Source organism: Chroococcidiopsis cubana SAG 39.79, assembly GCF_003991895.1.
Classification (GTDB): domain Bacteria; phylum Cyanobacteriota; class Cyanobacteriia; order Cyanobacteriales; family Chroococcidiopsidaceae; genus Chroococcidiopsis; species Chroococcidiopsis thermalis.
In genome coordinates, this window is sequence record NZ_RSCK01000039.1 from 15,226 (window position 1) to 38,108 (window position 22,883).

18 protein-coding genes are annotated in these 22,883 nt (G+C 42.6%); 6 read left to right on the forward strand and 12 right to left on the reverse strand.

The window, feature by feature from the left end; genetic code table 11:
* Positions 1 to 106 precede the first annotated feature (106 nt).
* Together DSM107010_RS20920 and DSM107010_RS20925 are read left to right on the forward strand one after the other, a co-directional pair.
* Positions 107 to 1,138: a fatty acid desaturase family protein gene (locus DSM107010_RS20920; protein WP_106169147.1), complete on the forward strand. Its 1,032-nt coding sequence runs from the start codon at positions 107 to 109 to the stop codon at positions 1,136 to 1,138.
* 615 nt (positions 1,139 to 1,753) lie between these two features.
* Positions 1,754 to 2,977: a ParB/RepB/Spo0J family partition protein gene (locus DSM107010_RS20925; RefSeq protein WP_015155256.1), complete on the forward strand. Its 1,224-nt coding sequence runs from the start codon at positions 1,754 to 1,756 to the stop codon at positions 2,975 to 2,977.
* Positions 2,978 to 3,963: 986 nt separating this feature from the next.
* Here DSM107010_RS20925 and DSM107010_RS20930 read toward each other — a convergent pair.
* Positions 3,964 to 4,212 (reverse strand): helix-turn-helix domain-containing protein, encoded by a 249-nt coding sequence (locus DSM107010_RS20930; RefSeq protein ID WP_015155257.1) that lies wholly within the window; start codon positions 4,210 to 4,212, stop codon positions 3,964 to 3,966.
* Between the two features lie 1,356 nt (positions 4,213 to 5,568).
* Here DSM107010_RS20930 and DSM107010_RS20935 point away from each other — a divergent pair.
* From DSM107010_RS20935 to DSM107010_RS20950, 4 genes are all read left to right on the forward strand, one after another.
* Positions 5,569 to 6,174 (forward strand): helix-turn-helix domain-containing protein, encoded by a 606-nt coding sequence (locus DSM107010_RS20935; RefSeq protein WP_106167098.1) that lies wholly within the window; start codon positions 5,569 to 5,571, stop codon positions 6,172 to 6,174.
* A 26-nt stretch (positions 6,175 to 6,200) separates the two neighbouring features.
* Positions 6,201 to 9,320: a peptidase domain-containing ABC transporter gene (locus DSM107010_RS20940; RefSeq protein ID WP_106167096.1), complete on the forward strand. Its 3,120-nt coding sequence runs from the start codon at positions 6,201 to 6,203 to the stop codon at positions 9,318 to 9,320.
* Positions 9,321 to 9,339: 19 nt separating this feature from the next.
* Positions 9,340 to 10,731, forward strand: a complete 1,392-nt coding sequence (locus DSM107010_RS20945) for an HlyD family secretion protein (protein WP_106167095.1) — start codon at positions 9,340 to 9,342, stop codon at positions 10,729 to 10,731.
* A 66-nt stretch (positions 10,732 to 10,797) separates the two neighbouring features.
* Positions 10,798 to 11,598 carry a peptidylprolyl isomerase gene (locus DSM107010_RS20950; protein ID WP_106167093.1) on the forward strand — a complete coding sequence of 267 codons (801 nt, stop codon included), beginning with the start codon at positions 10,798 to 10,800 and terminating at the stop codon, positions 11,596 to 11,598.
* A 167-nt stretch (positions 11,599 to 11,765) separates the two neighbouring features.
* Here DSM107010_RS20950 and DSM107010_RS20955 read toward each other — a convergent pair whose 3' ends face one another.
* From DSM107010_RS20955 to DSM107010_RS21010, 11 genes are all read right to left on the reverse strand, one after another.
* A complete protein-coding gene (locus DSM107010_RS20955; RefSeq protein WP_106167089.1) occupies positions 11,766 to 12,656 on the reverse strand; it encodes a hypothetical protein in 891 nt (296 codons plus the stop codon).
* A gap of 283 nt (positions 12,657 to 12,939) precedes the next feature.
* Positions 12,940 to 14,061, reverse strand: a complete 1,122-nt coding sequence (locus DSM107010_RS20960) for a T3SS effector HopA1 family protein (RefSeq protein ID WP_106167087.1) — start codon at positions 14,059 to 14,061, stop codon at positions 12,940 to 12,942.
* A gap of 25 nt (positions 14,062 to 14,086) precedes the next feature.
* Entirely contained in the window at positions 14,087 to 15,295 is a 1,209-nt protein-coding gene (locus DSM107010_RS20965) for a phosphotransferase family protein (RefSeq protein ID WP_106167084.1), read from the reverse strand.
* Positions 15,292 to 15,543 carry a hypothetical protein gene (locus tag DSM107010_RS20970; RefSeq protein WP_015155265.1) on the reverse strand — a complete coding sequence of 84 codons (252 nt, stop codon included), beginning with the start codon at positions 15,541 to 15,543 and terminating at the stop codon, positions 15,292 to 15,294. The genes DSM107010_RS20965 and DSM107010_RS20970 overlap by 4 nt, the downstream gene beginning before the upstream one ends.
* 294 nt (positions 15,544 to 15,837) lie before the next feature.
* Positions 15,838 to 16,092: a hypothetical protein gene (locus DSM107010_RS20975; protein ID WP_015155266.1), complete on the reverse strand. Its 255-nt coding sequence runs from the start codon at positions 16,090 to 16,092 to the stop codon at positions 15,838 to 15,840.
* A gap of 235 nt (positions 16,093 to 16,327) precedes the next feature.
* A complete protein-coding gene (locus DSM107010_RS20980; protein WP_015155267.1) occupies positions 16,328 to 16,588 on the reverse strand; it encodes a hypothetical protein in 261 nt (86 codons plus the stop codon).
* A gap of 644 nt (positions 16,589 to 17,232) precedes the next feature.
* Positions 17,233 to 17,544: a hypothetical protein gene (locus DSM107010_RS20985; RefSeq protein ID WP_015155268.1), complete on the reverse strand. Its 312-nt coding sequence runs from the start codon at positions 17,542 to 17,544 to the stop codon at positions 17,233 to 17,235.
* A 1,600-nt stretch (positions 17,545 to 19,144) separates the two neighbouring features.
* Positions 19,145 to 19,927 (reverse strand): hypothetical protein, encoded by a 783-nt coding sequence (locus DSM107010_RS20990; RefSeq protein WP_106167081.1) that lies wholly within the window; start codon positions 19,925 to 19,927, stop codon positions 19,145 to 19,147.
* A gap of 416 nt (positions 19,928 to 20,343) precedes the next feature.
* Positions 20,344 to 20,868, reverse strand: a complete 525-nt coding sequence (locus DSM107010_RS21000; RefSeq protein WP_015155270.1) for a DUF4242 domain-containing protein — start codon at positions 20,866 to 20,868, stop codon at positions 20,344 to 20,346.
* A gap of 153 nt (positions 20,869 to 21,021) precedes the next feature.
* Entirely contained in the window at positions 21,022 to 21,315 is a 294-nt protein-coding gene (locus DSM107010_RS21005; RefSeq protein ID WP_015155271.1) for a Mo-dependent nitrogenase C-terminal domain-containing protein, read from the reverse strand.
* Positions 21,316 to 21,646: 331 nt separating this feature from the next.
* Complete coding sequence (locus DSM107010_RS21010; RefSeq protein WP_015155272.1) at positions 21,647 to 22,579, reverse strand: hypothetical protein; 933 nt, start codon at positions 22,577 to 22,579, stop codon at positions 21,647 to 21,649.
* Positions 22,580 to 22,883 lie beyond the last annotated feature (304 nt).

Below are 22,883 nucleotides of genomic sequence, written 5' to 3' on the forward strand. Positions count from 1 at the left end.
AAAACTGTCTAGCCTCTGGTGGCGCTATCGTTAAAGTATCAACAATATCAGGCTGCATGAATTTTAAGAACGCCTGAATTCATCTCTATATTAGTAGAGGTGGAATATGAAAAACAATAACGCGCTTTCTCACAATCTTCCTCAAAATCTACGACCTACGATTGCCGATCTTGAAACAGTCAATCCTTGGCTAGGATTATGGCGTTTTATCAGCTTGGGGTTGGTGGTCTTAAGCCTTGCTACCCTTGCTTGGTCGTCCCACCACAGCATCCTGTTCTTTGGCTATACGATGCTGATGGGAATATTTTATACTTTTTGGCTGATTTGCACCCATGATGCAGTGCATCATACGTTGACTGGTTGGACGTGGTTCGACGAGCTAATACCGCGTTCGATCTCTTATTTTATGATGTGGCCTCATGGAACCTATGCTCAATTACATCGACTACATCATGCTTGGAATGGAATTAATCTAGATGACCCAGAGCGCGTGCAATGGACATTGAGTGAGTACCAGCAAACAAGTCCTTGGATGCAGTGGTATATACGCCATCAATTAGTTATCGATCTATTCGGATTAGCTGGGGTGGGGCTAATTGCCAAAACGAGCGCGAATGCGTTTCGATTGAGGCAGCACAAGCCTTCTCTACCTTGGATGTTACTGCTAGATGGCATTGGCATTCTTATAGTGCAAAGTACTTGTATCATATTTGCGATTTGGCACAATAAAGTTTTGGAATACGTGCTGTTTTGGCTGGTTCTCGAACGTGTCGTTGGCATGATGAGTCAGGCAAGAGATCATTTAGAACACTACGGACAGTGGGGTAAAGCAAGCGGACACCAATTGACCCAACTTTACGCCTGCCGTAACCTTCAGACCATTCCCTTGGTTGCATGGCTGATGGGGGGGTTGAATTATCATTCCATCCATCATGCTTTTCCAAGTATTCCATTCAATCGCTTGCCAGAAGCTTTTCACCGTATCCAAGCAATACTAGAACAGCATCAGTTACCGCCGATGACTGTTGGTGCGGGATACGTGCAAGAAACTTTACAACTAAGCAAGCGAGCTTTACTAATTGGGGAGCCTAACCTAAACAGCTTCACTGGTCGTCATCAGATGCTTTCACAGTTTTAATCGCACTCAACAATTATTAAATTTTACTTTCCTACTCGTGTCAAGTTTTTTAACGAGTGGGTTCGAGCCAACTTTTGGTGAAGCTCAATGCGAGGAGGGCTTCTACACAAAAAGCCCTCGTTGCCCGATATTAGTGCGCGGTTGAGAATTCGAGCTTCGTGCCGTGCCAGTGCTTCACACTAGGGCTGTATATTAGTAACTCTATAACTAGACAGACAGCTTGGCTGAGACTTCTAAACCTTTACCTAAAGCTTTATAGCGGACGGTCTGAAACTAAAAATAGAAAACGTGTTGAATACTGAGTTTGTTAGTAATACTAAGTTTGTTGGCTCCTCTAGAAGTAGGATGTGATAAATCTTTCTTCAGCAGTATTCGATTGTTGTTGGAACAACCTAAATTTAGGGTTATACTTCTAACATCAATAGATTCTTCAAAAAAACATCCAGGAAGATTCTTTTATCAACAAACTGCTAAAAAATCGTCATGTTTGGAGAACTGCTAGAAATGCGTAATCGCCCGAGAAACAAAGCATTTCTGAGCGACCTAGCTAGCAAGTTTCTAGTAGTTGAGACTCATCTAACTTAACCTGTGTCTCGCTCGTTGGTTTAAGTAGTTATGGCAGAGGGTGAAGCCAATCGATTCAAGCTAGTGCCGATCGCACAAATTCAGCTCAGCCACCTGGAGCAACCACGGCATCACTTTGAGTTTGAAGCCTTAAATCACCTCGCTTCATCAATTCTGCAACACGGTATTCTGCATCCATTACTCGTCAGACCGATTTCCAGTGCAACTGTAAAATACGAACTAGTTGCAGGGGAACGGCGATTTCGTGCCGCTATGCTAGCAGGGTTGGATGCAGTACCTGTAGTCATACGGGAACTGGGCGATCTCGAAGCAGCTACTCTAACCTTAGTCGAAAACCTCCAACGTGAAAACCTTGATGCCATCGAAGAGACACGCGGCATCGTGCGCCTGCTAGCTCTCCGTTTACAGATGGGGTGCGAGGCAATAGTTTCGCTGCTCGTGCGCATGGCAAAGGAGGCTAAAGGACAAACAGCCCAAAACGTTTTGGACTCAACTACAACTGCAATTGTGATTGACGTGTTTAGTTCCCTGGGGAAGATGAGCTGGGAGTCATTTGTTACATGTCGCTTGCCTTTACTCAATTTGCCTTTGGATTTGCAAGCGGCGATTCAAACTCAAGCACTTAATTACACCAAAGCGCTCGCTCTCTCTCGGCTTAAAGATGACGAACGACGTTCTCTTCTGCTGCGGCAGGTGTTGGAACAAAACTTATCCGTGCGCCAAATTCAGAACCAAATTCGCCAGTTGCAGCAGCTCGAATCACCAAACCAAATAGGCAGAAACTTATTCAATCATCAGAGCGGTTGCTTTCAAACCAATTTTGAGGCTGACTTAGAGGCATATGGCGCAATCTGTGAAGATCGCAACACAAAAGCTAATACAACTGAAAATCAGACCTGGAGCCCTGCGAGCGAAACTGGGGCTGCTGAGCCATTAAGGCTGGAAACAGAGTTAGGCATAGTTCAAATCGTGCCGTTGATTCATGCAACCCAATTAGAACAATCAACTGGCGAGCAAGTCAGTCTTGCACCTAATAGTATTTCTACTCAATCAGGTCAGCAAGATATCGAGGAGCCTCCCTTCCAAGAAGCACTTGACATCCAGATAGATACATTAACTCAAATAGAAACTATTTCCCGGCAGGTGCGGGAGTCGCTCGCTAGCAATTGCCAAGGTATCTGCACTCCCAAGCAACAAAGGCAATTGTTAAAACTTCTGGCTCAATTGCATCAAATTTTGGGTAACAAGTTATAGCAGAATTATCTATTGGCAGCAGGATTGTTGCTCATTACTAATAAAATTTGAGTTATTGAGGGGATCGACGATAACGATCGCAAGTCAATCGCCCCGTACCAAAAAGACTCCTCGAATTGATTCCAAGGATTGAGAGCAGGGAAGAATCCTTAAAGCTATAGAGCGAGAATACTGCTAGATTAACAATACCAATAGCTTAAGTGGGTGATTGGTATATTATTACCAAATGTGAATTTATTTCAGTGTAAAAAAGAAGATGGTTTAAAGTTAATGGGTAGGAAACTTATCGAGTAGCTTAACTTACTATTGAGTTAATACTTCACTATCGTCTCTAAGATTAGGCAGTAAATTTTTACCTGAAAGAAAGGTTTTGAGTTAAAAACTCTCACTGCTCTAAAATTTTTGGGTAAGTTTTGAAGCCAAGAAAACTTAGCTTCAACTACTTGTTCAGAAAAAATAGGAGATTTTGACTCAGCTATGTTGTTCGCTAGTAGCACCTAAAAGCGAAGCTTAAGCATGTTTATGGGAGTTCAAATTATTGAAAGTAGTTTGAGGTAGGTTAGGGAGTTATGAATTTATTTTCGCTATCAACTCAGTTATCGAGTAACTCCTGAGAAAGTCTTTGTTATCAAGTCTTCTGTCCAGCATCTAAATATTTTAGAGCAATGTTTGAAAGCTCGGTTTTTTAAGCATTGCTCATTTTGAATATCTATCAAGCTGGAGAGTTACCTTTTGTAAAAAAAATGAATTTTTCCTTGGTAGAAATTTTCTATACAAGTCTTCTAAAAAAGATAGTAGACAGTCAAGTATCGTTATTTAAATACGAGATTTGGTCATGCAGTATCTGCTAAAGAAAAACTCACCAATTATAGGAGTTATAAAACTAACAGCAGCATTATCTTTTGTTCGCTACTGCTTGCTAACTAGACCAAAGCACAATTTACTCAAAACTGAGAGACGATTACGATCTGAAAGAACTGCCCCCATCATATAGCTTCTTGGTTGCTGTCGTCCTCCTTAGGAAGATATTTAATCAAAACTCCAGGTTGGATGCTGTAAGCCTCGCAGATCTTGAGCAAAGCTTCTGAACCAGGAATATAATTAGGGTCTTTATATAGCCGATATACAGTGTTCTGGCTTAGACCAGTAGCTTTGCAAAATTGATAGCGGGTTATTCCCTTACTATCTACAAATGCTTTTATTTGATTTTTGAGTGGCATGGATGATAGGTTCATGTTTTTATTAGAGTTATTTACAAACTTTTTTGTTAACTATGCCTTGGCTTATGACTAGTTAATCCTTTTGGGATCGGCAGGAAATGACCGCTTGTAGGACTTGCCTAGCTTCAATTTCGCTGAATACAGCAGAACACAATCTGCAAGTACTAGGCGATCGGCAATGAAATATAAGTTTTGAACTCTTAAAATTGAAGCTAGTTAAAAATTCTCTATATAGGAGTGATTAAGAAACACTCACTCTTTTACTTGCAACTTATTTTACCAAATTTGAGTAGAAATAAAATAGAAAAATCATGTCTTTTAAATCTTTTTTTTGCCGCAATAAACTTATTTATGTCTATAAATTTAACAAAATTTTTATCTATTTTTTTGACAAAACTCAGTTATTTTTGTCTGCAAATCTTTGAAAACTCCGAGCGCTATTCTGATGCTTTAATAAGTTAAGATCGATGTCTAAATGCTTGTGTTTGCAGATTAAAATTACTTATATTTATAACCACATCTACTACAAATCAGTTTCATACTTTAGATAGATATGGTTTAATAATAATAGTCAGTATTGTACTATTACAAACTAATTTAATATAAGGCGATAAAATCCACATGCAACTTCTCATCTACTTGCGTTAACAGACTTCCTTCTCTATCGTTCAGTAAATTTAATTGAACAGTAGGGCGACGACGATTGATTACAATTTGTTACATAATTAAGAAAAGGAACAAACTTCAATTGATATAACAGTCCTAAATGATGTGTAAGGTAGATGCCATACCTGCCACAGGCTAAAAGGCTGTTCTACATTTGTAAATTAAATAGGATTGCTATACAGACCTATAAAAAGCAACCTATGGTGTTATAAACCTTGGATTTTTATCAATCTTTCATTTTTTTTGATAAGTTAGGGTGTATCGATCTACTATCAATCAATCATTTGTTTTTTTTATCAATCGCGATGTAATTATCAACGTTAATGTCTCTAAAAGCAGGCGGATGAAAAATCCTGATACTTTGTAGGAGAACGGTTTGGCTGCAACCATAGAGGCTGTATGCGAAGTTAATTTTGTCAAGTGATTATACAGAGACCGAAATCCTACGTAAAAGGAAGGTCGGCAATGATAAATATTTCACAAGAGCAAAATTAATAATTTTGTAGTTTGCAGGCACGCCCTACATTCATTCTTCTAGTCTGCTCCTTTGATTAAGATGAATCTTAATCAACGTGTTTCAATGGAGAGTTCGTGGAAGCAACGTTTTTAAACAACAATTACACCTCAGCGTTTAGGTTTAGTCATTTGCACTCACAAATGCTAAAGCTAAATTTTGTCTAGAAATTAAGCTCGGGTCTAACTAATATGTCTACTAATCGTTTGAGAACGTATAGCACCTTAGATAGGTTCTATACAGAAGAAAGCAAGTTCTTAACAACAGTGCAGCGAAAACATCTGCTAGAAAGCCTGCAAATGGATTTGCGCTCAGAATACCGCCGTCGGATCGAAATTATGTTACTGGCAGATATGGGTTACTCTCAGGCACAAATTTGTGCAGCATTGGGGTGTTCCAAAGAAACAGCACGGTACTGGATTGCTATGACACAAGCAGGAAAGGCTGACAACTGGAATGAGAATGTAATTGGTCGACCCACCACAGTGAACGAGCAATATCTCGATCGTCTGAAAGAATTGGTGAGTAGTAGCCCTCGTGAATATGGCTATTCATTTCGCTGTTGGACAGCTGGATGGTTAAGTAAGCATTTAACGAAAGAATTTGGGATCGCAGTGAGCGATCGCCACATTAACCGTTTGCTAAAAAAACTGGGGCTTTCTACTCGACCTAGACGCTCGGGCACAGAAACAGTAACTCATGGCAGCAAGAATTACGGTATTAACATTGGCGATCTGCCATCTTCCTCACCGTCTAGTTTCCTGTGGTCATCCAATTTCATCAAATTTGGTAGCTAGTTATACCATTGAGTTTCTAGGAAGCTATGATTCAACAGTCATTCCCACTTTCCAAGCAACAGCTAGGTCAATACCTCGCCCAATCTCTAGGTCAGGCTCTTACAGAGCAGGAACTCTCGAAATGCTTCGAGCAAATTCAAATTTTGGAGCCAACTGCTGGCAAACTATTTTGGCAGACAGCAGACACAACCGCTGGCATCTACATAGTTCTGACGGGAAAAGTCAGATTACTCGATAGCACTGATAACTTAATTACTTCTTTTGGGGCAGGGGTGTCGTTCGGCGAGCAAACTTTGTTTCCAGAGTACTTTCACCCTTACTCAGCTAGAGCTTCTGTCAATTTAAAGCTTTGCTATCTACCTAGTGAGTTGTTGCACACTTTAGCTTACAAGTATCCCATCATACTGGAGCATCTTTATCACCAAGCAGTACTTTGGGATCTACTGCTGATATGTCGTAACAGTAAAATCTTTCGCGCTCTACCTGTTGAAGAGCTAATGAAAACGCTGTCACTCATGGAGCGGCATAATCTGGAAGTAGGCAAACTTCCAACTTCCCTGCTCAAAGATCGGCGGCTGGTGCTACTGCGTCGAGGGGAAATTATACATTCATCAGACCGAAAGCTAAGTATTGGAAAAATTTATCAACTTTCCCAGTTACCTCAACAACAAGCTTGGCAGGTAACTCAACCAACCCAACTGTATACTTTAAGCCGTTCTCGTTGGGAGATGGCACTGCAATATTTGCCACAACTAGCCGATGTAGTGGAATCATGGGAGCAGGAAGCTGAGGAAGTTGGGGAATTCGGGGGAGAAATTTCAATTTCTGATTCAAAATCCCAAATCCGCTCCTCCCAGTCTCCCTTAACAAGGGAGGAGCCAAAATTTCCAGAGTTTACTGTTGAGCCAAGAAATCGACAAAAGAGAATAATCAGTAAAGCCTATTTCCCAAACCCAACTGTAAAAATAGGTCATTTGTGGCAGCGCGTCACTAAACGCTATCCATTCATTGCACAACAAAGTGCATCGGACTGCGGTGCAGCCTGTCTGGTGATGGTTGGTCGCTACTGGGGCAAGCACTTAAGTATAAATCGCTTGCGGGACATAGCCAATGTTGACCGTAATGGGGCAACGCTACGAGGTATTGCAGCTGCCGCAGAAAGTATTGGATTTGCTACCCGACCTGTAAAAGCTAGCCTCGACAAACTTGCTTCAGCAAACTTGCCTGCTATTGTTCATTGGGAAGGGAAGCACTACGTTGTGGTCTACGAAGTGACGCGCGATCGCGTCGTCATTATCGACCCTGCTATCGGTCAACGAACCCTCAGCCATAGACAATTCAAAGCGAGTTGGACTGGCTATGCGTTGTTACTACAGCCCACCGTTCTACTTAAAGACGCTGAAGAGACCCGTCAACCCTTTTGGCAGTTCTTTGAGTTAGTAAAACCTCACTGGCTGATACTACTGGAGGTGTTAATTGCCTCCATTCTGATCCAGCTTTTGGGGCTGCTCATGCCGCTGTTCACCCAGTTATTATTGGATCGAGTGGTCGTACAGCGCAGTACTCTGACTTTAAATGCTGTAGGGTTAGGTTTGCTCATCTTTAGTCTGTTTCGAGTCGCTATGACCGGACTGCGGCAATACCTGCTGGATCATACGGCTAATAGAGTCGATTTAGCGCTGATTGTAGGTTTTATTAGACATACTTTCCGCCTGCCACTCAGCTTCTTTGAGTCGCGCTATGTAGGAGACATTATTGCTCGCATCCAGGAAAACCATAAAATTCAGCGCTTCTTAACGGGTGAAGCACTGTCAATCTTTCTCGATTTGCTGACAGTCTTTGTCTACGTGGGGCTGATGTTTTGGTATAGCTGGAAAATGGCGCTGCTAGTGTTGGTAGTTGTGCCACCATTTTTTTTACTAGCGCTGATTGCAACGCCCTTCTTGCAACGCATCTCAAGAGAGATCTTTAGTGCCATTGCCGCTGAAAGTAGTTATCTGATCCAAGCGCTCACAGGCGTTCGTACTGTTAGATCGATGGCGCTGGAGCATACGGTTCGCTGGCATTGGGAAGGACTCCTGAGTAAGTTCATTAAAACTAACTTTTCTGGACAAGTTATCGCCAACAGCCTCCAAATCTTCAGTGCAACCATTGAAGCTACAGCAAGTGCGGCACTACTGTGGTTTGGGGCGTGGCAGGTCATTCAAAATCAACTGACTATTGGGCAGTTAGTTGCTTTTAATATGCTATTGGGCAATGTTATTAGACCCTTTCAGCGGCTAATTGTTCTCTGGAATCAGTTACAGGAAGTCATCATTTCAGTTGAGCGCATTAATGATGTGCTTGAAGCTGAACCAGAAGAAGACTTACAGAAACAAGATCGTCAATCCCTGCCACCGATTCGGGGTCACATTTGCTTTAACCAAGTCACTTTCCGTTACCACCCAGAAAGCGATGTTAACACCTTAGAAAACGTTAGCTTCGAGGCGCAACCAGGGCAAATGATAGCACTTGTGGGGCGCAGTGGATCTGGGAAAACAACAATCGCCAAGTTGATTTTGGGTCTCTATCCCCCCACAGAAGGAAAGATTCTGATTGACGGCTATGATGTGACCAGCCTATCCCTGCGATCGCTCCGTTCTCAAATTGGCGTTGTCGATCAGGATACCTTTCTTTTTGGTAGTACCATTCGGGAAAATATTAGCATTGGTCACCCAGAAGCTACCTTAGAAGAAATTAGGTTGGCGGCGCAGCAAGCTGGTGCAGATCAGTTTATTCAGCAACTGCCAATGGGTTATGAAACTCAAATTGGTGAGGCTGGAGGATTGCTTTCTGGCGGACAACGCCAGCGCCTAGCGATCGCCCGCGCCCTACTAGGTAATCCCCGCTTGTTGATTTTAGATGAAGCAACCAGCCACCTCGATGCTGAATCAGAGCGGATTATTCAGACTAACTTGAACGCAATTCTCAAAAATCGGACAACGCTAACGATCGCTCATCGCCTCTCCACCATCCGCAGGGCTGACCTAATTCTGGTGCTCGATCGAGGGGTATTGGTCGAAAGTGGTACCCACGAAGAATTGATGGCAAAGCGCGGTCACTACTTCTACCTGAACCAGCAACAACTAGCTGGAACCACTATTTGATAAAAATTTCTTCACAACTATGTCATATACACCTAATTCACACATTCTATCCAACCAGAACGCAGGCGAACAGGGCTATATCAACAACGGTAAAACGCCACCTTCTCAGCCAACGATAGCAACACAGAGCGATCGAGACTGGTCTTACGACACCCAAGAGCTGCTCGATACTTTGCCACGGGTTTGGACGCGGGGCTTGCTGTATCTGTTAGTGTTTTTTGCAGGCATCATCTTACCCTGGTCAATGCTTGCCAAGGTCGATGAGACAGGTAGCGCCAGAGGGCGGCTTGAACCCAAGGGCAAAACCGTAAGGCTTGATGCACCTGTTACTGGAGCAGTTGCTGAGATTGAGGTAAAGGAAGGTCAATTTGTCAAGGCTGGTCAAACATTATTGGCATTGGAATCAGAGGAAATGCTTGCCCAGCTCCAACAAGCTAGAGCAAAGTTAGAAGGTCAGCTAGATCGCCTCCCACAAGTGGAACTGATAAAAAACCAACTGAAGATGACTGCCCTGACGCAGCGACAGCAGAGCAAAGCCCAAGCAGCAGGGCAACAGGCACAAATTCACCAAAGTCAGCAACAGATAGACTTTCATAAAACAGAGATTGATTCGGCAAAGCAGCTGTTAGCAAAGGATCGAAGCACGGTGCAACGCTTCCGACAGCTGCGGCAGAGCGGTGTAATTTCGGGGCTACAGCTAGACGAAGCAGAACGCACGATGATTGACAACCAACAGCGTCTTATAAAAGCTAAGTCAGACATCCAACAAGCTCAAAACGAACTCAAAAAACAGCAAAGTACTTATGAAAGCACTCTTCGCGAAGGTGAACTGGCAGTCATGGAGAGTGAGAGAAGTATCAAAGAAGTCCAAGCCCAAATCACAGACCTGCAAGCGGAAATCGCCCAATCCAGACAACAGATTGAGTCTCTGTTATTTCAGTTGCAGCAACGCGTGCTACGCGCACCAATTGACGGCACAATTTTTCAGTTGCCCATCCAACGTGCTGGAGCCGTAGTACAACCTGGTGACACAATCGCTCAGATTGCGCCAAAAGGGACTTCTCTTGTAGTTAGGGCACAAATGGCTAGTCCAGAAAGCGGTTTTCTACGTTTGGGGTTGCCGGTCAAGATCAAATTTGATGCCTATCCCTTCCAAGACTATGGAGTGGTGGAAGGTCGCGTGAGTTGGATTTCACCAGACTCCAAGACTCAGGAAACAAACCAGGGTAGGATAGAAAGCTTTGAGCTGGAAATCGCGCCGCAACAGCCCTACATCCAAACTGCCGACAAGCGTATTGCCATAAAACCAGGTCAGACAGCGACAGCAGAGGTGGTTATCCGGCAGCGTCGCGTCATTGACTTCATTTTAGATCCGTTTAAGAGGTTGCAAGCAGGCGGCTTGGAACTCTAGATCGGCAAATGATGAAAACCTCTCGCCTCTCGCCATCCCTTCACCCATTTTCAAGTGAGTTTTATCATGTTAGAAGCGATCGCTGTTTCCCGTGACGATATTATCGAGCAGATCAAACTTTTGTGCCAAATTCCCTCCATTATTGAAGCTATAGTGTCTCGCCAAATTATTGCTAATGCTGCAAAAGAAGCAGGCATTACAGTGGAACTGGCAGAACTGCAGCAGGGAGCAGATAATTTTCGGTTAAGCAACAATCTCATACGCGCTGACGATACCTGGTCGTGGCTGCACAAACAGAGTTTGTCCCTAAATGAGTTTGAGCAATTGATTTACACTACTATCATCTCAGAGAAATTAGCTCGACATCTGTTTGCAGATAAAGTCGAATCGGTTTTTTTTGAGCAACAGTTAAATTATGGCGGAGTGGTGATGTATGAAGTTGTCTTGGACGATCGCGACTTGGCTCTGGAATTATTTTATGCTCTTCAAGAAGGCGAGATCGGTTTCTGTGAGGTAGCTCGTCAGTATATCCAGGATAAAGAGCTACGCCGTGCTGGGGGATATCGGGGGATGCTACGCCGCAGCGAGCTTAAACCAGAAATTTCTGCTGCGGTTTTTGCAGCTACTCCGCCCCAGATGCTCAAACCAATTGTTACTTCTAAGGGAACGCATCTAATCTTGGTTGAGGAGATCGTGCATCCACAATTGGATGATACGCTGCGCTTAAAAATCCTTGCAGATTTATTTACTACATGGCTAAAGCAACAAATCGAGCAAGTTGAAATTGTTAAGTATCTTGACCCAGAAAACCTAGCCGCTAATTTCGAGTCCCAAGTTTCCAATGGTTTAATTAGCGATCGGCTATAAACCAAATATCACAAGCTCTTGCATTAATACTAAGCTGAGGCAAAGCTTTAGTCTCTTGTTTCTACCCTGAGAAAGCTTGGCTGGTTCTGCTGCCTCACTGAGTTATAAATAGAAGATCGAGATTGAAAACGTGGATCGCAGTCGTTTTTCTCCTGAATTATTGCACGCTAGTGCAGTTGATAGACATGGTGAGCATTGTGGAACCACTCATACAGCAGATTAAGGATCTCTTGCTGATGTTTTATGCCAGGGTAATTGATATTCTGGTGCTCGATCGCTTCCTCAAGGAAACTTTGAGTAGCGTGCAAGCATAAATGGGTAGCATCGCGCACGCATGTGAAGTTGGGTTCGGGATTGACTTTAGTACAAGAGCTTGTGGTAAAGGAATTCAAATAATTGAGTTGAAGATCTAGCCAGCTTGCTGGTACAATCTTTAAAGCTATTTGTCGAGCTGGATTAGTGAGAAAATTCAATCCAACAATTGCTCCACGCTTAAAGGTAGTATCTGCTTCTTGGGGTCCCCACAAGTATGCTTCTGAATCAGTAGGAAACTCAGGTTCAGCATCATGCTCTTGCTGTTGAGCAATGAAAGCCTCAAGTTCATCTTTTAAAATTAATAAATCTGGATGATTAGGAACTTTCTGTAATTGCTTTTTCACGTCAACTAATAAAGACTGAGCCTGGTATAACGAAGCAGAAATATACTCAGAAACAACATATTCGCCTGCTCCTTCAAGCAGGTATGTGAGCGTAACAGCAGTTTCAACTAAATGTTCGAGTAAGAACTGACTTCCTATTTCGTCTTGGTGGATTTTGAGTAAAATGTAAGAATAGTAAATGCGGTGCATTTTGGAAAATAAACCTAAAATAGCCAAGTTAAAAAGCTTTTTTGTAAAGTCTTTAGTGGTTCCTAGAATTAATTCAATCTGTTCGAGCTGTTGGCATAAAACTTGAGCAGCCTTGAGAAAAGCGTTACCAAAGGATTGCTTAGAAAGTTCGATTAAATTGATGTTTGGTAAGCATGGTTGAGGTTGAATTAACCAAACTTTTGTATTCATTATTACCCTCTACCGATCGGAAAGTTAGCTGCCAATATTTGAATTAGGTAAAAAGCCGAGAACCCTAGATTTAGGAGACATATGGTAAAGTTATGTAGTGCTTTCTAAAAATTCTCGATTTACCGTTATTGCTAAATCTACTCTAAATGCCCGTATTCGTTATTAGTACAGAGTGTTTGAAGCTAGAAAAAGCCCCCTAAGTGGCAGGCTAATATCTGAGCAAGAGAAGCTAGTTTATGAAGAGAAACTTTTGATTTTTGGAACTAAACTCAACTTAGAAAAATTATTTGATGACTATGTAACGCCAGTCTAATGGAGTGTAAATGTCCTCAGATTTAGGATTAAGGTAAGGACGCTGCAAATCAATTTCTTGCAATGAAAAGTGTTTGCTGATAGATGCCATCCGACCTTCGGTCGAACTGTCCTGTTGTTGCCAAGCTTCGAGTAAGCCATTGGCAACGATTTTACAACGGTTCAGACCAAAGCTTTCTTGGGCAGAAAATTTGCGGTTTGGTTCTTCTGCAAGAGCGAGTCCGGGTGCTAAAAGCTTGGTAAACAATGGCACTTCTGATTGAAAATGCGATTGGTGTTCTACATAAACAGCCTGCAATAGTGGTTGTACATCTTCATAGTTACTTTTATCAAAGTAGAGTACTCCTGAATCATAGCGCTTGTAATCTGGGGGATTGTATAGCACCTTGAAGCTGAAAGGAATATTAATGTCATTCAGCTGCCGCGTGAGGTTGCCCATAACTACAACCGCACCTTCGGAACTGAGATTGAAGTAGATGCGTACTATATTGCCGAGTCTGGTCGGACCTGCATCGCCTACCGCCATGTAGAATCCATTTTGCACTAGGTTGCGCGGCATTAGGATTGCCACTGAGTCTCCAACGGTTGCAGATTGCTCCACTGGTTGTAAATGGCGATCGCGTTCGATATGCAGGGTCAAGTCGGTCTTTTTCACTGCTAGGCTGCCATCACTCTCCTCTCTTAGCACTTGCCAACCAGGGTCAAAGTAGCCTTTACCGCTGTTGCTAGAGTGCAATCGCTGATAAAATTCCAAGTCCACTCCCAGAAACGTATTATTCTCTAGATTCTGGTGCAGTTCTACACCAACTGAATCTGCGTCTAGAGCCAAGGCAGATTTGAGAGAACCGTTGTAATAGATGCTGTAGAGAAAACCGCACAGCTGCTGGCTTAAGTACTTAGTCTGAAGCTCTAAGGGTAGTTGTTGAAAACGCGGTAATCTATCAGCCGGAAGTTGCCAAGCTTGGTAATCTAGATGACGAATACAGAATGTAGACTCAATTTGAATTTTGCGGACAATGTCATGAAGAGCAGCCAGTAGTTTATCGGTCTCAAAGTCCGATAGTTGATTTTGCGCCGAATCCAGCAATTGCATAACAGTCTGCCTACAACTAAAATACTCAAACGGAAGAATAGCTAAAGCGAAGAAATTCCGACGCTGGTAAGCCAAAAACAGTCAGCATTGATTGTTCTGGACGACACAGCAAAGACTTGGCAACCTGGAGTATGCAAATACCTGGATTGCCAAAGAATTTTTGGTGCTGGAGTCTTGCCTGAATGGCATTAATCAAGCACATACCAGCAAATTGCACGACGCGCTGCAAAAAATCAGGACGACGCTCTAAAATTTCTGGAAAGTGACTCAAATAAGCGCTAGTCAGAGCAGCAATCGAATGTTGCAGTTCCTCAAGGGGAGTCATGGCAAGGCGTAAAGACTCTTCGATCGCGATCGCTTTACTAGTAACTAAGCTAGATAGCCAGATTAGTAGATAGCTAGAGATGAGCATTCCTAAGTCGAAAGCAGGATCTCCCCAAGTGGAGCGCTCCCAATCAATTAAACGAATAATGCCATCCTCTCTAACCGCTCGGACTTCAAGGGAATTAAGGGGAGAGCATGTCGAGATAGCTTGCTCCCAACTGTTGGATAGTAGGATATTGTTTAGCTTGAGATCGTTGTGTATTAGACAACAAGGCTCTAAAGCAGCGCTAAGCTCTTTAATCGCCTGCCCTAAGCTATCGTAGCGCTGATAGAGTGCAAAGAATCTCAACCCATCTGCGGGAACTAGACCAAAAACTTCAGGACCGATCCGGTCTAAGACACGAATGAGATGAGGAGCCTGATTAATAGATTCATCCTCTGACTTTTGGGAGAAGAATTCTTGATAGTCTTGACGGTCTAAAGTCACGCGATGAATAGTAGCCAGAAGGGTTCCGATTGAAGTTGCGATCGTAGTTGGGAATATATTCTCTTTAGTATAAAAATCTATGAGATCTCGATAGTCTGTGAGGTAATTAAAAACAATGATTGAATGTCTCTCATCAAAATGGAGTATCCCTGGAAGCCAAGTGCGCAGATAGCTATGTTCTGGGAATCGTTGTAAAAACTCTTGAACTCGCCATTCTCTTAGAAACTCTCTAGCAGTTTTCCCTTCTCTGTCGTGCAGTTCTTGCTTAACTAAAAGTTGGCGACCCCTTGGCAGAGTGAGTAACAAATTAAAATTTTTGGCAGTTTTTCTCTCAATCTTACTCGAAGATCGATCTTCTTGAGTACAGAGTCCCTGCTTAATCAAATAGTCGAAAACATTTTGAGAGCTTAATAAAAATGTCATAATTCATTGTTTCCTTGAATATTACTTAGAATATTATTCAATGGAGTGCCGCTATTTTGGTTGGTAGAAGAAAAACTCTGCACTAGGGACACGATTTGACTAATAGCATATACAATCAGCACAGCCGAAAGTAACTGATTTAATTCATTAGCTGAACCACTTCGTATAGCCAAGTCTGCATCAGTTAGCTCAGTGAAGAAACTTTCAGATTCAGCAGGTTGCAGATCGGAAATTTTAATCCTAGCCATTAGTGTTTTTTCCAAAACTCTCAATTACAATTTTTCGGGATGAACACCATAAAATCAAATTTTTTCAACTGCTTTTTCAGACCTAATTCCTGTAATTATGTCCGGCAAGTCTTCAAGTTACCGCTTCTGAACTCCAACGCGATGCTTAAGAGTAGCGACAAAAAAACTGTTATCGGTTAGCCATCCCACGGGAATGCAGAATAGTGATTTCAGCGTGAAGGATTAATGAACCGATAACAGGAATTTAGTCGGTGACTAGCTAGTAACTATTGGAACTCAACTCATGAATCCATTCTATTTACCGCCGCCGTTACCGCCGCCAACGTTACTTGCTAGGTTTCCTACCAGCTCTGCGATAAACGATAGATGGTGGATGACAGCGATGTCTACAATTGCATGATAAGCATATTGCGAATCGTTATAACCTTTCTCTGAACCACCCAGCACAGACATAGAATCTGTATCGGTTAGGTCATTCAGAAAGCTTTCGGAATCTTGGAATAGATCGAAGCCAGCAGGACGCAGTTCAGAGATTGTGATGTTAGCCATTTGTTATATTCCTCTCATTTTTCTAGAGTGATGTGATTCAGCTTTTGCTTGCCTAGTCGTTACTTTCATCTAACCCTTAATGCGATGCTTAAAGTAGCAACAAAAAACTGTTATCGGTCAGCCATCCCATAGGGATGCAGAATAGTGATTTCAGCGTGAAGAATGAATGAACCGATAACAGGAACTTAGTCGGTGACTAGCTAGTAACTATTGGGACTCAACTCATGAATCCATTCTATTTACCGCCGCCGTTGCCACCACCGCCGCCAACGTTACTTGCTAGGCTTCCTACTAGCTCTGCGATAAACGATAGATGGTGGATGACAGCGATGTCTACAATTGCATGATAAGCGTATTGCGAATCGTTAAAACCGTTCTCTGAACCGCCCAGCACAGACATAGAATCTGTATCGGTTAGATCGTTGAGAAAGCTTTCGGAGTCCTGGAATAGATCGAAGCCAGCAGGACGCAGTTCAGAGATTGTGATGTTAGCCATTTGTTGTGTTCCTCACCATTTTCTAGAGTAGTGCGATTCAGCTTTTGCTTGCCTAATCGTTACTTTCAATAATCGAGCAATAACTTTAGAAAATCAAGGGTTGTTAACGGGTTTCTGCGACTTAAAAAGAGTCTTTCTGTCAGTCTATTTTTGGCGGTTTACATTCAAAATTACGTGTTTTTTTAATTGCTCTGTTAGACATAAATCAGGTAATTGCGTCTACCAATTTTCTGAATGAGGCTCTTAGAACAACTCAAGAAATAACTTGGTAGATGACATCTTCCCTACCTAAACGCTTTCATACTCCAAGAATATCAATCTGCATAGACTAAATCAACCATAGGTGGTACTAATACCTACTAATCAGTTCCATTGAGTAGATATTAGAAATCCCGTTGAAATAGAAGTGCTACAGTATTAATGTCAGTATGAGTATCCCAACTGTAAGTGCAATAGTACTTATTTTTATATTTAAGTGTTAATTTAATATGTATAATTCAATATTGATTCTATCTTTCTATGATAAAAATAATGGTTAATTCAAGAGTTTATAAACTCTTGAATTAACCATTATTCATCCTGTTCACCAAATGTCTTAGTTGAGCGCTAGCTTAGCTGTATGTGTTAGGCGTGAGTCACTAACCCTAAGAGTATGCACCGTAAGTTCCATAAACCCTAGAACGTCTGGAACCGTTATCGGAGGTTGGAGTTGTGTTTGTAGAAGAACTCGATCCTGTATTTGTAGAAAATTGCTGACCCCAACTATCAAACAACTGCTCCATTTGAGCATCGAAATCTGTAACAAGATCTTCGATGTTTGCTAGTACTGAAGCAGCAACTGAACCACCTACTACAGCTTCTATTTCTCCAGCCGTTAAGTCGTTAAGAAAGCTGTTGGAGTTTCGGGATAGTTGAGAATCCTCAAAACTCAGTTCCAATATTGTGATTCTAGCCATTTGTTTTTCCTCAAGAAAGTACTTCGAAGTAAATTTGAGTGAGATTCAGCCAGAGATTGCTTAATCTTGCTTTCATAGTGAAGGATTAAATTGATTAAATCAAGGTTTTAAGACAAATTTTCTAGACGTAACGAAAATAGTTATGTCTCTGAAGTTTGCGAATACTTTAATTTAGATAGCTATGTATAGCAATCCTATTTAATTCATGAACGTGAAACAGGCTTCTAGCCTGCCGCAGGCTAGAAGCCTACTTTACAAATTATTTAGAACTACTATATATTTTTTAACTAATTTTTGTTGAATCTGCACGAGCGTACCCTGAATTTAACTTTAGAGTTTTGTCAGTAGCTTAGTTAAGACACTCTTGCTCAAGCAACCTTATAAACATAGTAGTTTCATCAGCTACTTCTTTAGATATAAGTCAGGCAGATATGTCTCTAAAGTTTGTCAATAGTGTCTATTGCAGTCTTATAGCAATTCTCGGTTGTGTGGATGACATTTGTAGGGGCACTTTCTCTGTGCGCCCCTACCAGACGTGCATTGCATCCAATTGAAAACCGCTACTAGGAAAGCTATCTTGCAATAAAGAATGGATAGCATGTAACCGCACCATAGAATCTTGCTGAAACCTTGCTGAAACGGCTGAGTTAGGGTTTTAGTAGCAATGGAAAGATGCTTGTACGCACTTGCCCAAAACGTAGACGAAGGAAGCATTTAAGCGTTGGCTCAACACCTGCCTTGCTTGATTCTTTTTAGGTAAAGTCGAACAAGCACGTACATTTTTGTTCGCCTACTACTCAAGCCTTAGATTCAGCTATCTGCAAAGCCGGTTAAAGTGCAAAGTAGTCAATATACTAAGCTCCATTGTTACCCTAAACACTGAGGTCGGCTTTAGCATCGCCATCATCGTCGGCAGGAACGGGAGCGTCATTAGTATCGCCATATCTGTTGTATGTCGCATCCCAGCTACCATAACCGTTGTCAGAGTAGTTGAGATACCAAGCTCCATCGAGAAGCGTTGCAGGCTTTTGAGTGGTTCGGCTCTGGGAGACCAGTCAAGGTATTGCAGGCAAGCAAGTGCAGCTCATAGATGCAGTCATAGTGCCGGGATTGTCCAAAATGTTTTTCTCAAGGTAGAAAAAGCTTTCAAGCCCATAAAATACTTATCGATAGTACTTGAAAGCTGATAAGACTACTACTGTGACAAATCGTGTGGAAATTCTCGCTTCAGAAATTTAAGCAGAGTCTGGGACTGCCGTTTCAAAACCTATTGCCCCACTCAGAGATTCAAAAAGTCCTCGATGACTTAAAGATTAAATACCGTCGGCGATTGTTTGACCCAGTTGTGACTTTTAATCGCTCGTTTCTGAAAATTCACTTATTAAGGTGGAGACACAGCCGTGCAAACAGTTCTGCTGCCTTTCATCTCTTGCACCCGCTCTAGCTCGATGATTAACTTTGTAACGTCAAGGTGAAATTGCATCACCTAATCCCTGTGTGAGTTGAATTTTTAAATTCAACAGCGCGCGTCGCGATCGAAACACCAATAGCCTAACACGTTTCAGTGTCCGTACTCGCGATCGACAACAGGCTATCGACATTACAGTGCAACTAAAAGCGCAGAATATATACTTGCACCGAGGGCAAAAGCCCAGAAGCGACTTTGGCGTTCTTCTGGGAGTTCTTCTTTCAAAACATTAAGTACAATTCCTCCGGCGAGAAAAGCAAAGAGTAACGCGATCGCCGCCTCAGACAGTTGAGTTCCCAGCCCGATCGCCCAACCACAAATAATTGCTGCTGCCAGTATCCAGCGACCAGTTTTTTCATAGGTACGCTGGTGATGTTCGCGCAATCCATTGTCATTGACTATGAAATGCAAAGCCATTGCCATAAAGAAAAACCATAAACTTTGAACTCTTGGTTCCTCTCGATGCAAGAGCAGATAGCCAATTAAGGCATTGTAGAGAGCAAACGAGGCAATATGCACCCAGAAAACACCCGATGAAGCAACATCTCCCCTACCTGCTTTGCGGTTGCGCTGGCGCGATACTTTAGTAACCCGTTCTAAGCCATAAAACACGGCTAATCCTAATAGTGCTAAAAGATATACGTGATGTTCTAGAAATAATAGTGCCTTGCCTACCGTACCTTTAACTGTCTCCTGTGCCTGACTCAATTCGGGCAAGATATGGACGAAGACATAGGCAACTGAAACACCGCCACTTACAGACAGCCAAATACTACGAGGAGTTCTTTCGAGAAAGCGGAGTTTACTGGAAAACAGATGCACTAGAGCCAAAATCAGGGCAAATAGTGCCGATAACCAAACAAGATTAAAATTAGATGTTGATGGCTCGGCAACTGCAAACAAAATTCTAAACATGTGTTGTTAAAGTCATTTTCCTCAGATCTGAGAGCGCAAATCACCTGCATTGCAAGTCATTTCTTTCTTCAGGCTGAGCTGGTTGGCAAAATATTGCTTCTGCCAATGAGAGGATTTTGCGGCGATCGCCACTTGCGATCTAAAGCACTTTCATCACTGTATGATATCGCCGTTCAATATCTTTTCGATTCAACTCCTGGGAAACGGCTTCGCAACTGTCGTGCAAAATCATGTCGGCGTGGCGGCGTAGTGCCGCACGGTCTTTTTCATTTTGGGTGTAACGCGCAATAGTGGCGTAGTGACAGCAGCAGTGGGCGCGCCATACTTTCTGTATCTGTTGGTGTGTCGCCGTCAGTAATCGTTAACAAGTGCCAGTGGAGGTGAGTAGAATGATAATGTTCTCAGAGGACATGCTCTTACGGTTTGACGATCGTTGCCGACCAGACGCGGTCGAAAGAAACTCCAGCTTGGTGCTGAGCTTCCCGAATGGACTGGGTATCAGGTGCGTTCAATTCGCAAATAACGCGGGTGCGATCGAGCGACAGGTAAGATCGCACCCACTCAATTCCTCGGTGGGCGTAACAGCTTAAGGTTCTACTGCTGATTTTGTTCCACTCCTCCTGCTCGAACGGGGGATAGGTGCTTTCAATCACCTTGAGCATTGATGGATTGCGCCGTGGTTGAATGTCCTGTGGCTGAATCAATTCCCCAGCCCAGATCCGACTAAATATGCCGCCACCTTTGCGATAGGATTCTCGGACAGATTCTATATCGGGGGCATCAAAAGTACAGATTGCTCGCAGGCGATCGCGCGATAGCAGTGAATAACGCCACGTCACATTGCGTTCTGCCAAGCAAGCCAAGACTCGAAGATTGGTATCAGTCGGTGATTCTGGGGTGAGAGGGGAATCTGCAAGGGTTTCCACGATCGCAAGCGACATAACAACTTTGATGAGATGATTTAAATTGAGGCAGCAGGTCGTAACAATTCGATCGCCTGAAGAATTTCTTCATCCGATATAAGTTTTTCCCGATCCTTTCGTTCAATTAATATGTAGAGAACTTTCCGCATATTTCATCTAGGCTCGAACTTACTAACAATAGACGGCTACATCTTCACCGCATTTATCTGCCAAATAGGACAAGCACTTGAAGCGTAGACCAATTATTTGTTCGTAGAAAGGGTTCAATTTGCATAGAGGCGGAATTCGGAAAATAGTGCGATCGCAAAGTTTGATTTCTCGCTCAAAGGGACAACGAGCAGGGATCGTCATGCACAGCAATCGAGCTAGATTGGAGTTATGAATTTCAATAGAGTCAAGCCATTGGCATGGCGATCGCAATAGATTACATTTGAAATGAGTTAAGCTGATAGTAAAGCCAGACATTTGTTGTGACCTCTGGTTATTTTCAAGTCGAAGTAATTATTATAGTTTTTAGCAACCCTTCTACTTAATAAGTTAATTTATAATTTTATATTTGTCGTTACAGAAATTCTCTGGAATTTCATAAATAAATCTCAGAAAAATACAGGTTGACTAACTAAAACTTTGAGAAGCGATCGCGCTTAATTTAAAGAAACTCTAAGCTCGGTAGTAATATCTGCTGCTAAAATCTCTGGTAATCTCAGGTAATAAACTAGAGGAGTCGTAGGGGCGCACAACCGTACGTCCCTACAAAAATCGAACATTAATTCTGAATTCTCCAATCTTCTGTCTCCTATTTCCTGTTTCCTTTTTGAAAAAGCCTCGTAGCGTGATAGCAAACTTTTTCTCGCAATCGGTAAACATCTTTAGCGGTCAAATTTAACTGAGAAGCGATCGCTTGCTGCGATTGTCCTTGGAGGTATAAATTTAACCATTGAACAGCTGAATGTCCCAACTTTTGTTCTAGATATTGAGATAGCTGCTGTTTAACTTCATCCCGCTCGCTCTGTTGCGCTGCGGCTTCTTCTTGTTCCTTGTATTGCCCGATCGCTTGTACATCTAGCAAGTTGAAGCTGCGATCGCTATCTTCAGTAGGAATTTGAGCAAAAACAATCCGAATCTCACTGTTGTTCGGTACTTGCGTCACTCCTCCTGGTGCATAGCGACGCATATAGTTGATGAAGCGATAGACAATCAGCGGTTGATTGCGAACTGGTCGCAAACAGTATTCTTCGATCGCAGTAAATAGTAAGGCGTTTCGCAAGCGAAGGTCATCCGTACATTCAGCGATCGCTGTTATTTGCTGTTGTAGGTAACAATCGCGTTGCAGTAAATCTTGCAAAAACTCTTGCAATACTTCGCTAATTTGACAACGACGATCGCGACCCAGAGCCACCATCATGCGGATTTTATTTTGCAGCACGACTAAGCTACCCAAGCGGGTCAAGAGGCGGCGATAGCCTTGTTCTGGTGCTTGTCCTAAGTAACGATTCTGCAAAATCCGGTAGCGGTAAGCTATCCCTTGCTGTACGAGTTTAAACTGCTCTGAGTCTAAATGTTCCAAACGGTTTCCCAGTAGCCAGCAGACAATACTCTCTTTGGTAGCCACACTGCTATTAGGATAGTCAAATGCCAACTGCCATTGCCAAATCTGAGCTAGATCTTTGAGCGCGATCCCTTGGCTGGGATCGAATTTTGGTTCTAAAGGTAATGTGACAACTTGCATTTGTGACTCCTGGCGTTGCTGAAAGGGTAATGATGATTTCGCTAGAATAAAGAATACGCCTCAACTCCAGCTCCAATTGCTACGGTCAAGAACGGGCAGCGTCAAGGCAGGCAGTGTTACAAATGCAAGCTGCGCGATCGCCAGCTCTCAAATGAGAGTTATATTTATTGCTAGAACTCTTGCAGATGATCTACTGCAAACTTACCTTTTTAGAGGCTGTTGCTGCATACCTTTCGTTCATTAATGTAATTTGATAGATTGTATTTGTCATTACAGGAAATCTCTGGACTTGCTTGAGTCCTAA

Coding starts and splice junctions, on each gene's coding strand:
- DSM107010_RS20920 (WP_106169147.1), top strand. CDS start 107: ATGAAAAACAATAACGCGCTTTCTCACAATCTTCCTCAAAATCTACGA.
- DSM107010_RS20925 (WP_015155256.1), top strand. CDS start 1,754: ATGGCAGAGGGTGAAGCCAATCGATTCAAGCTAGTGCCGATCGCACAA.
- DSM107010_RS20930 (WP_015155257.1), bottom strand. CDS start 4,212: ATGAACCTATCATCCATGCCACTCAAAAATCAAATAAAAGCATTTGTA.
- DSM107010_RS20935 (WP_106167098.1), top strand. CDS start 5,569: ATGTCTACTAATCGTTTGAGAACGTATAGCACCTTAGATAGGTTCTAT.
- DSM107010_RS20940 (WP_106167096.1), top strand. CDS start 6,201: ATGATTCAACAGTCATTCCCACTTTCCAAGCAACAGCTAGGTCAATAC.
- DSM107010_RS20945 (WP_106167095.1), top strand. CDS start 9,340: ATGTCATATACACCTAATTCACACATTCTATCCAACCAGAACGCAGGC.
- DSM107010_RS20950 (WP_106167093.1), top strand. CDS start 10,798: ATGTTAGAAGCGATCGCTGTTTCCCGTGACGATATTATCGAGCAGATC.
- DSM107010_RS20955 (WP_106167089.1), bottom strand. CDS start 12,656: ATGAATACAAAAGTTTGGTTAATTCAACCTCAACCATGCTTACCAAAC.
- DSM107010_RS20960 (WP_106167087.1), bottom strand. CDS start 14,061: ATGCAATTGCTGGATTCGGCGCAAAATCAACTATCGGACTTTGAGACC.
- DSM107010_RS20965 (WP_106167084.1), bottom strand. CDS start 15,295: ATGACATTTTTATTAAGCTCTCAAAATGTTTTCGACTATTTGATTAAG.
- DSM107010_RS20970 (WP_015155265.1), bottom strand. CDS start 15,543: ATGGCTAGGATTAAAATTTCCGATCTGCAACCTGCTGAATCTGAAAGT.
- DSM107010_RS20975 (WP_015155266.1), bottom strand. CDS start 16,092: ATGGCTAACATCACAATCTCTGAACTGCGTCCTGCTGGCTTCGATCTA.
- DSM107010_RS20980 (WP_015155267.1), bottom strand. CDS start 16,588: ATGGCTAACATCACAATCTCTGAACTGCGTCCTGCTGGCTTCGATCTA.
- DSM107010_RS20985 (WP_015155268.1), bottom strand. CDS start 17,544: ATGGCTAGAATCACAATATTGGAACTGAGTTTTGAGGATTCTCAACTA.
- DSM107010_RS20990 (WP_106167081.1), bottom strand. CDS start 19,927: ATGTTTAGAATTTTGTTTGCAGTTGCCGAGCCATCAACATCTAATTTT.
- DSM107010_RS21000 (WP_015155270.1), bottom strand. CDS start 20,868: ATGTCGCTTGCGATCGTGGAAACCCTTGCAGATTCCCCTCTCACCCCA.
- DSM107010_RS21005 (WP_015155271.1), bottom strand. CDS start 21,315: ATGTCTGGCTTTACTATCAGCTTAACTCATTTCAAATGTAATCTATTG.
- DSM107010_RS21010 (WP_015155272.1), bottom strand. CDS start 22,579: ATGCAAGTTGTCACATTACCTTTAGAACCAAAATTCGATCCCAGCCAA.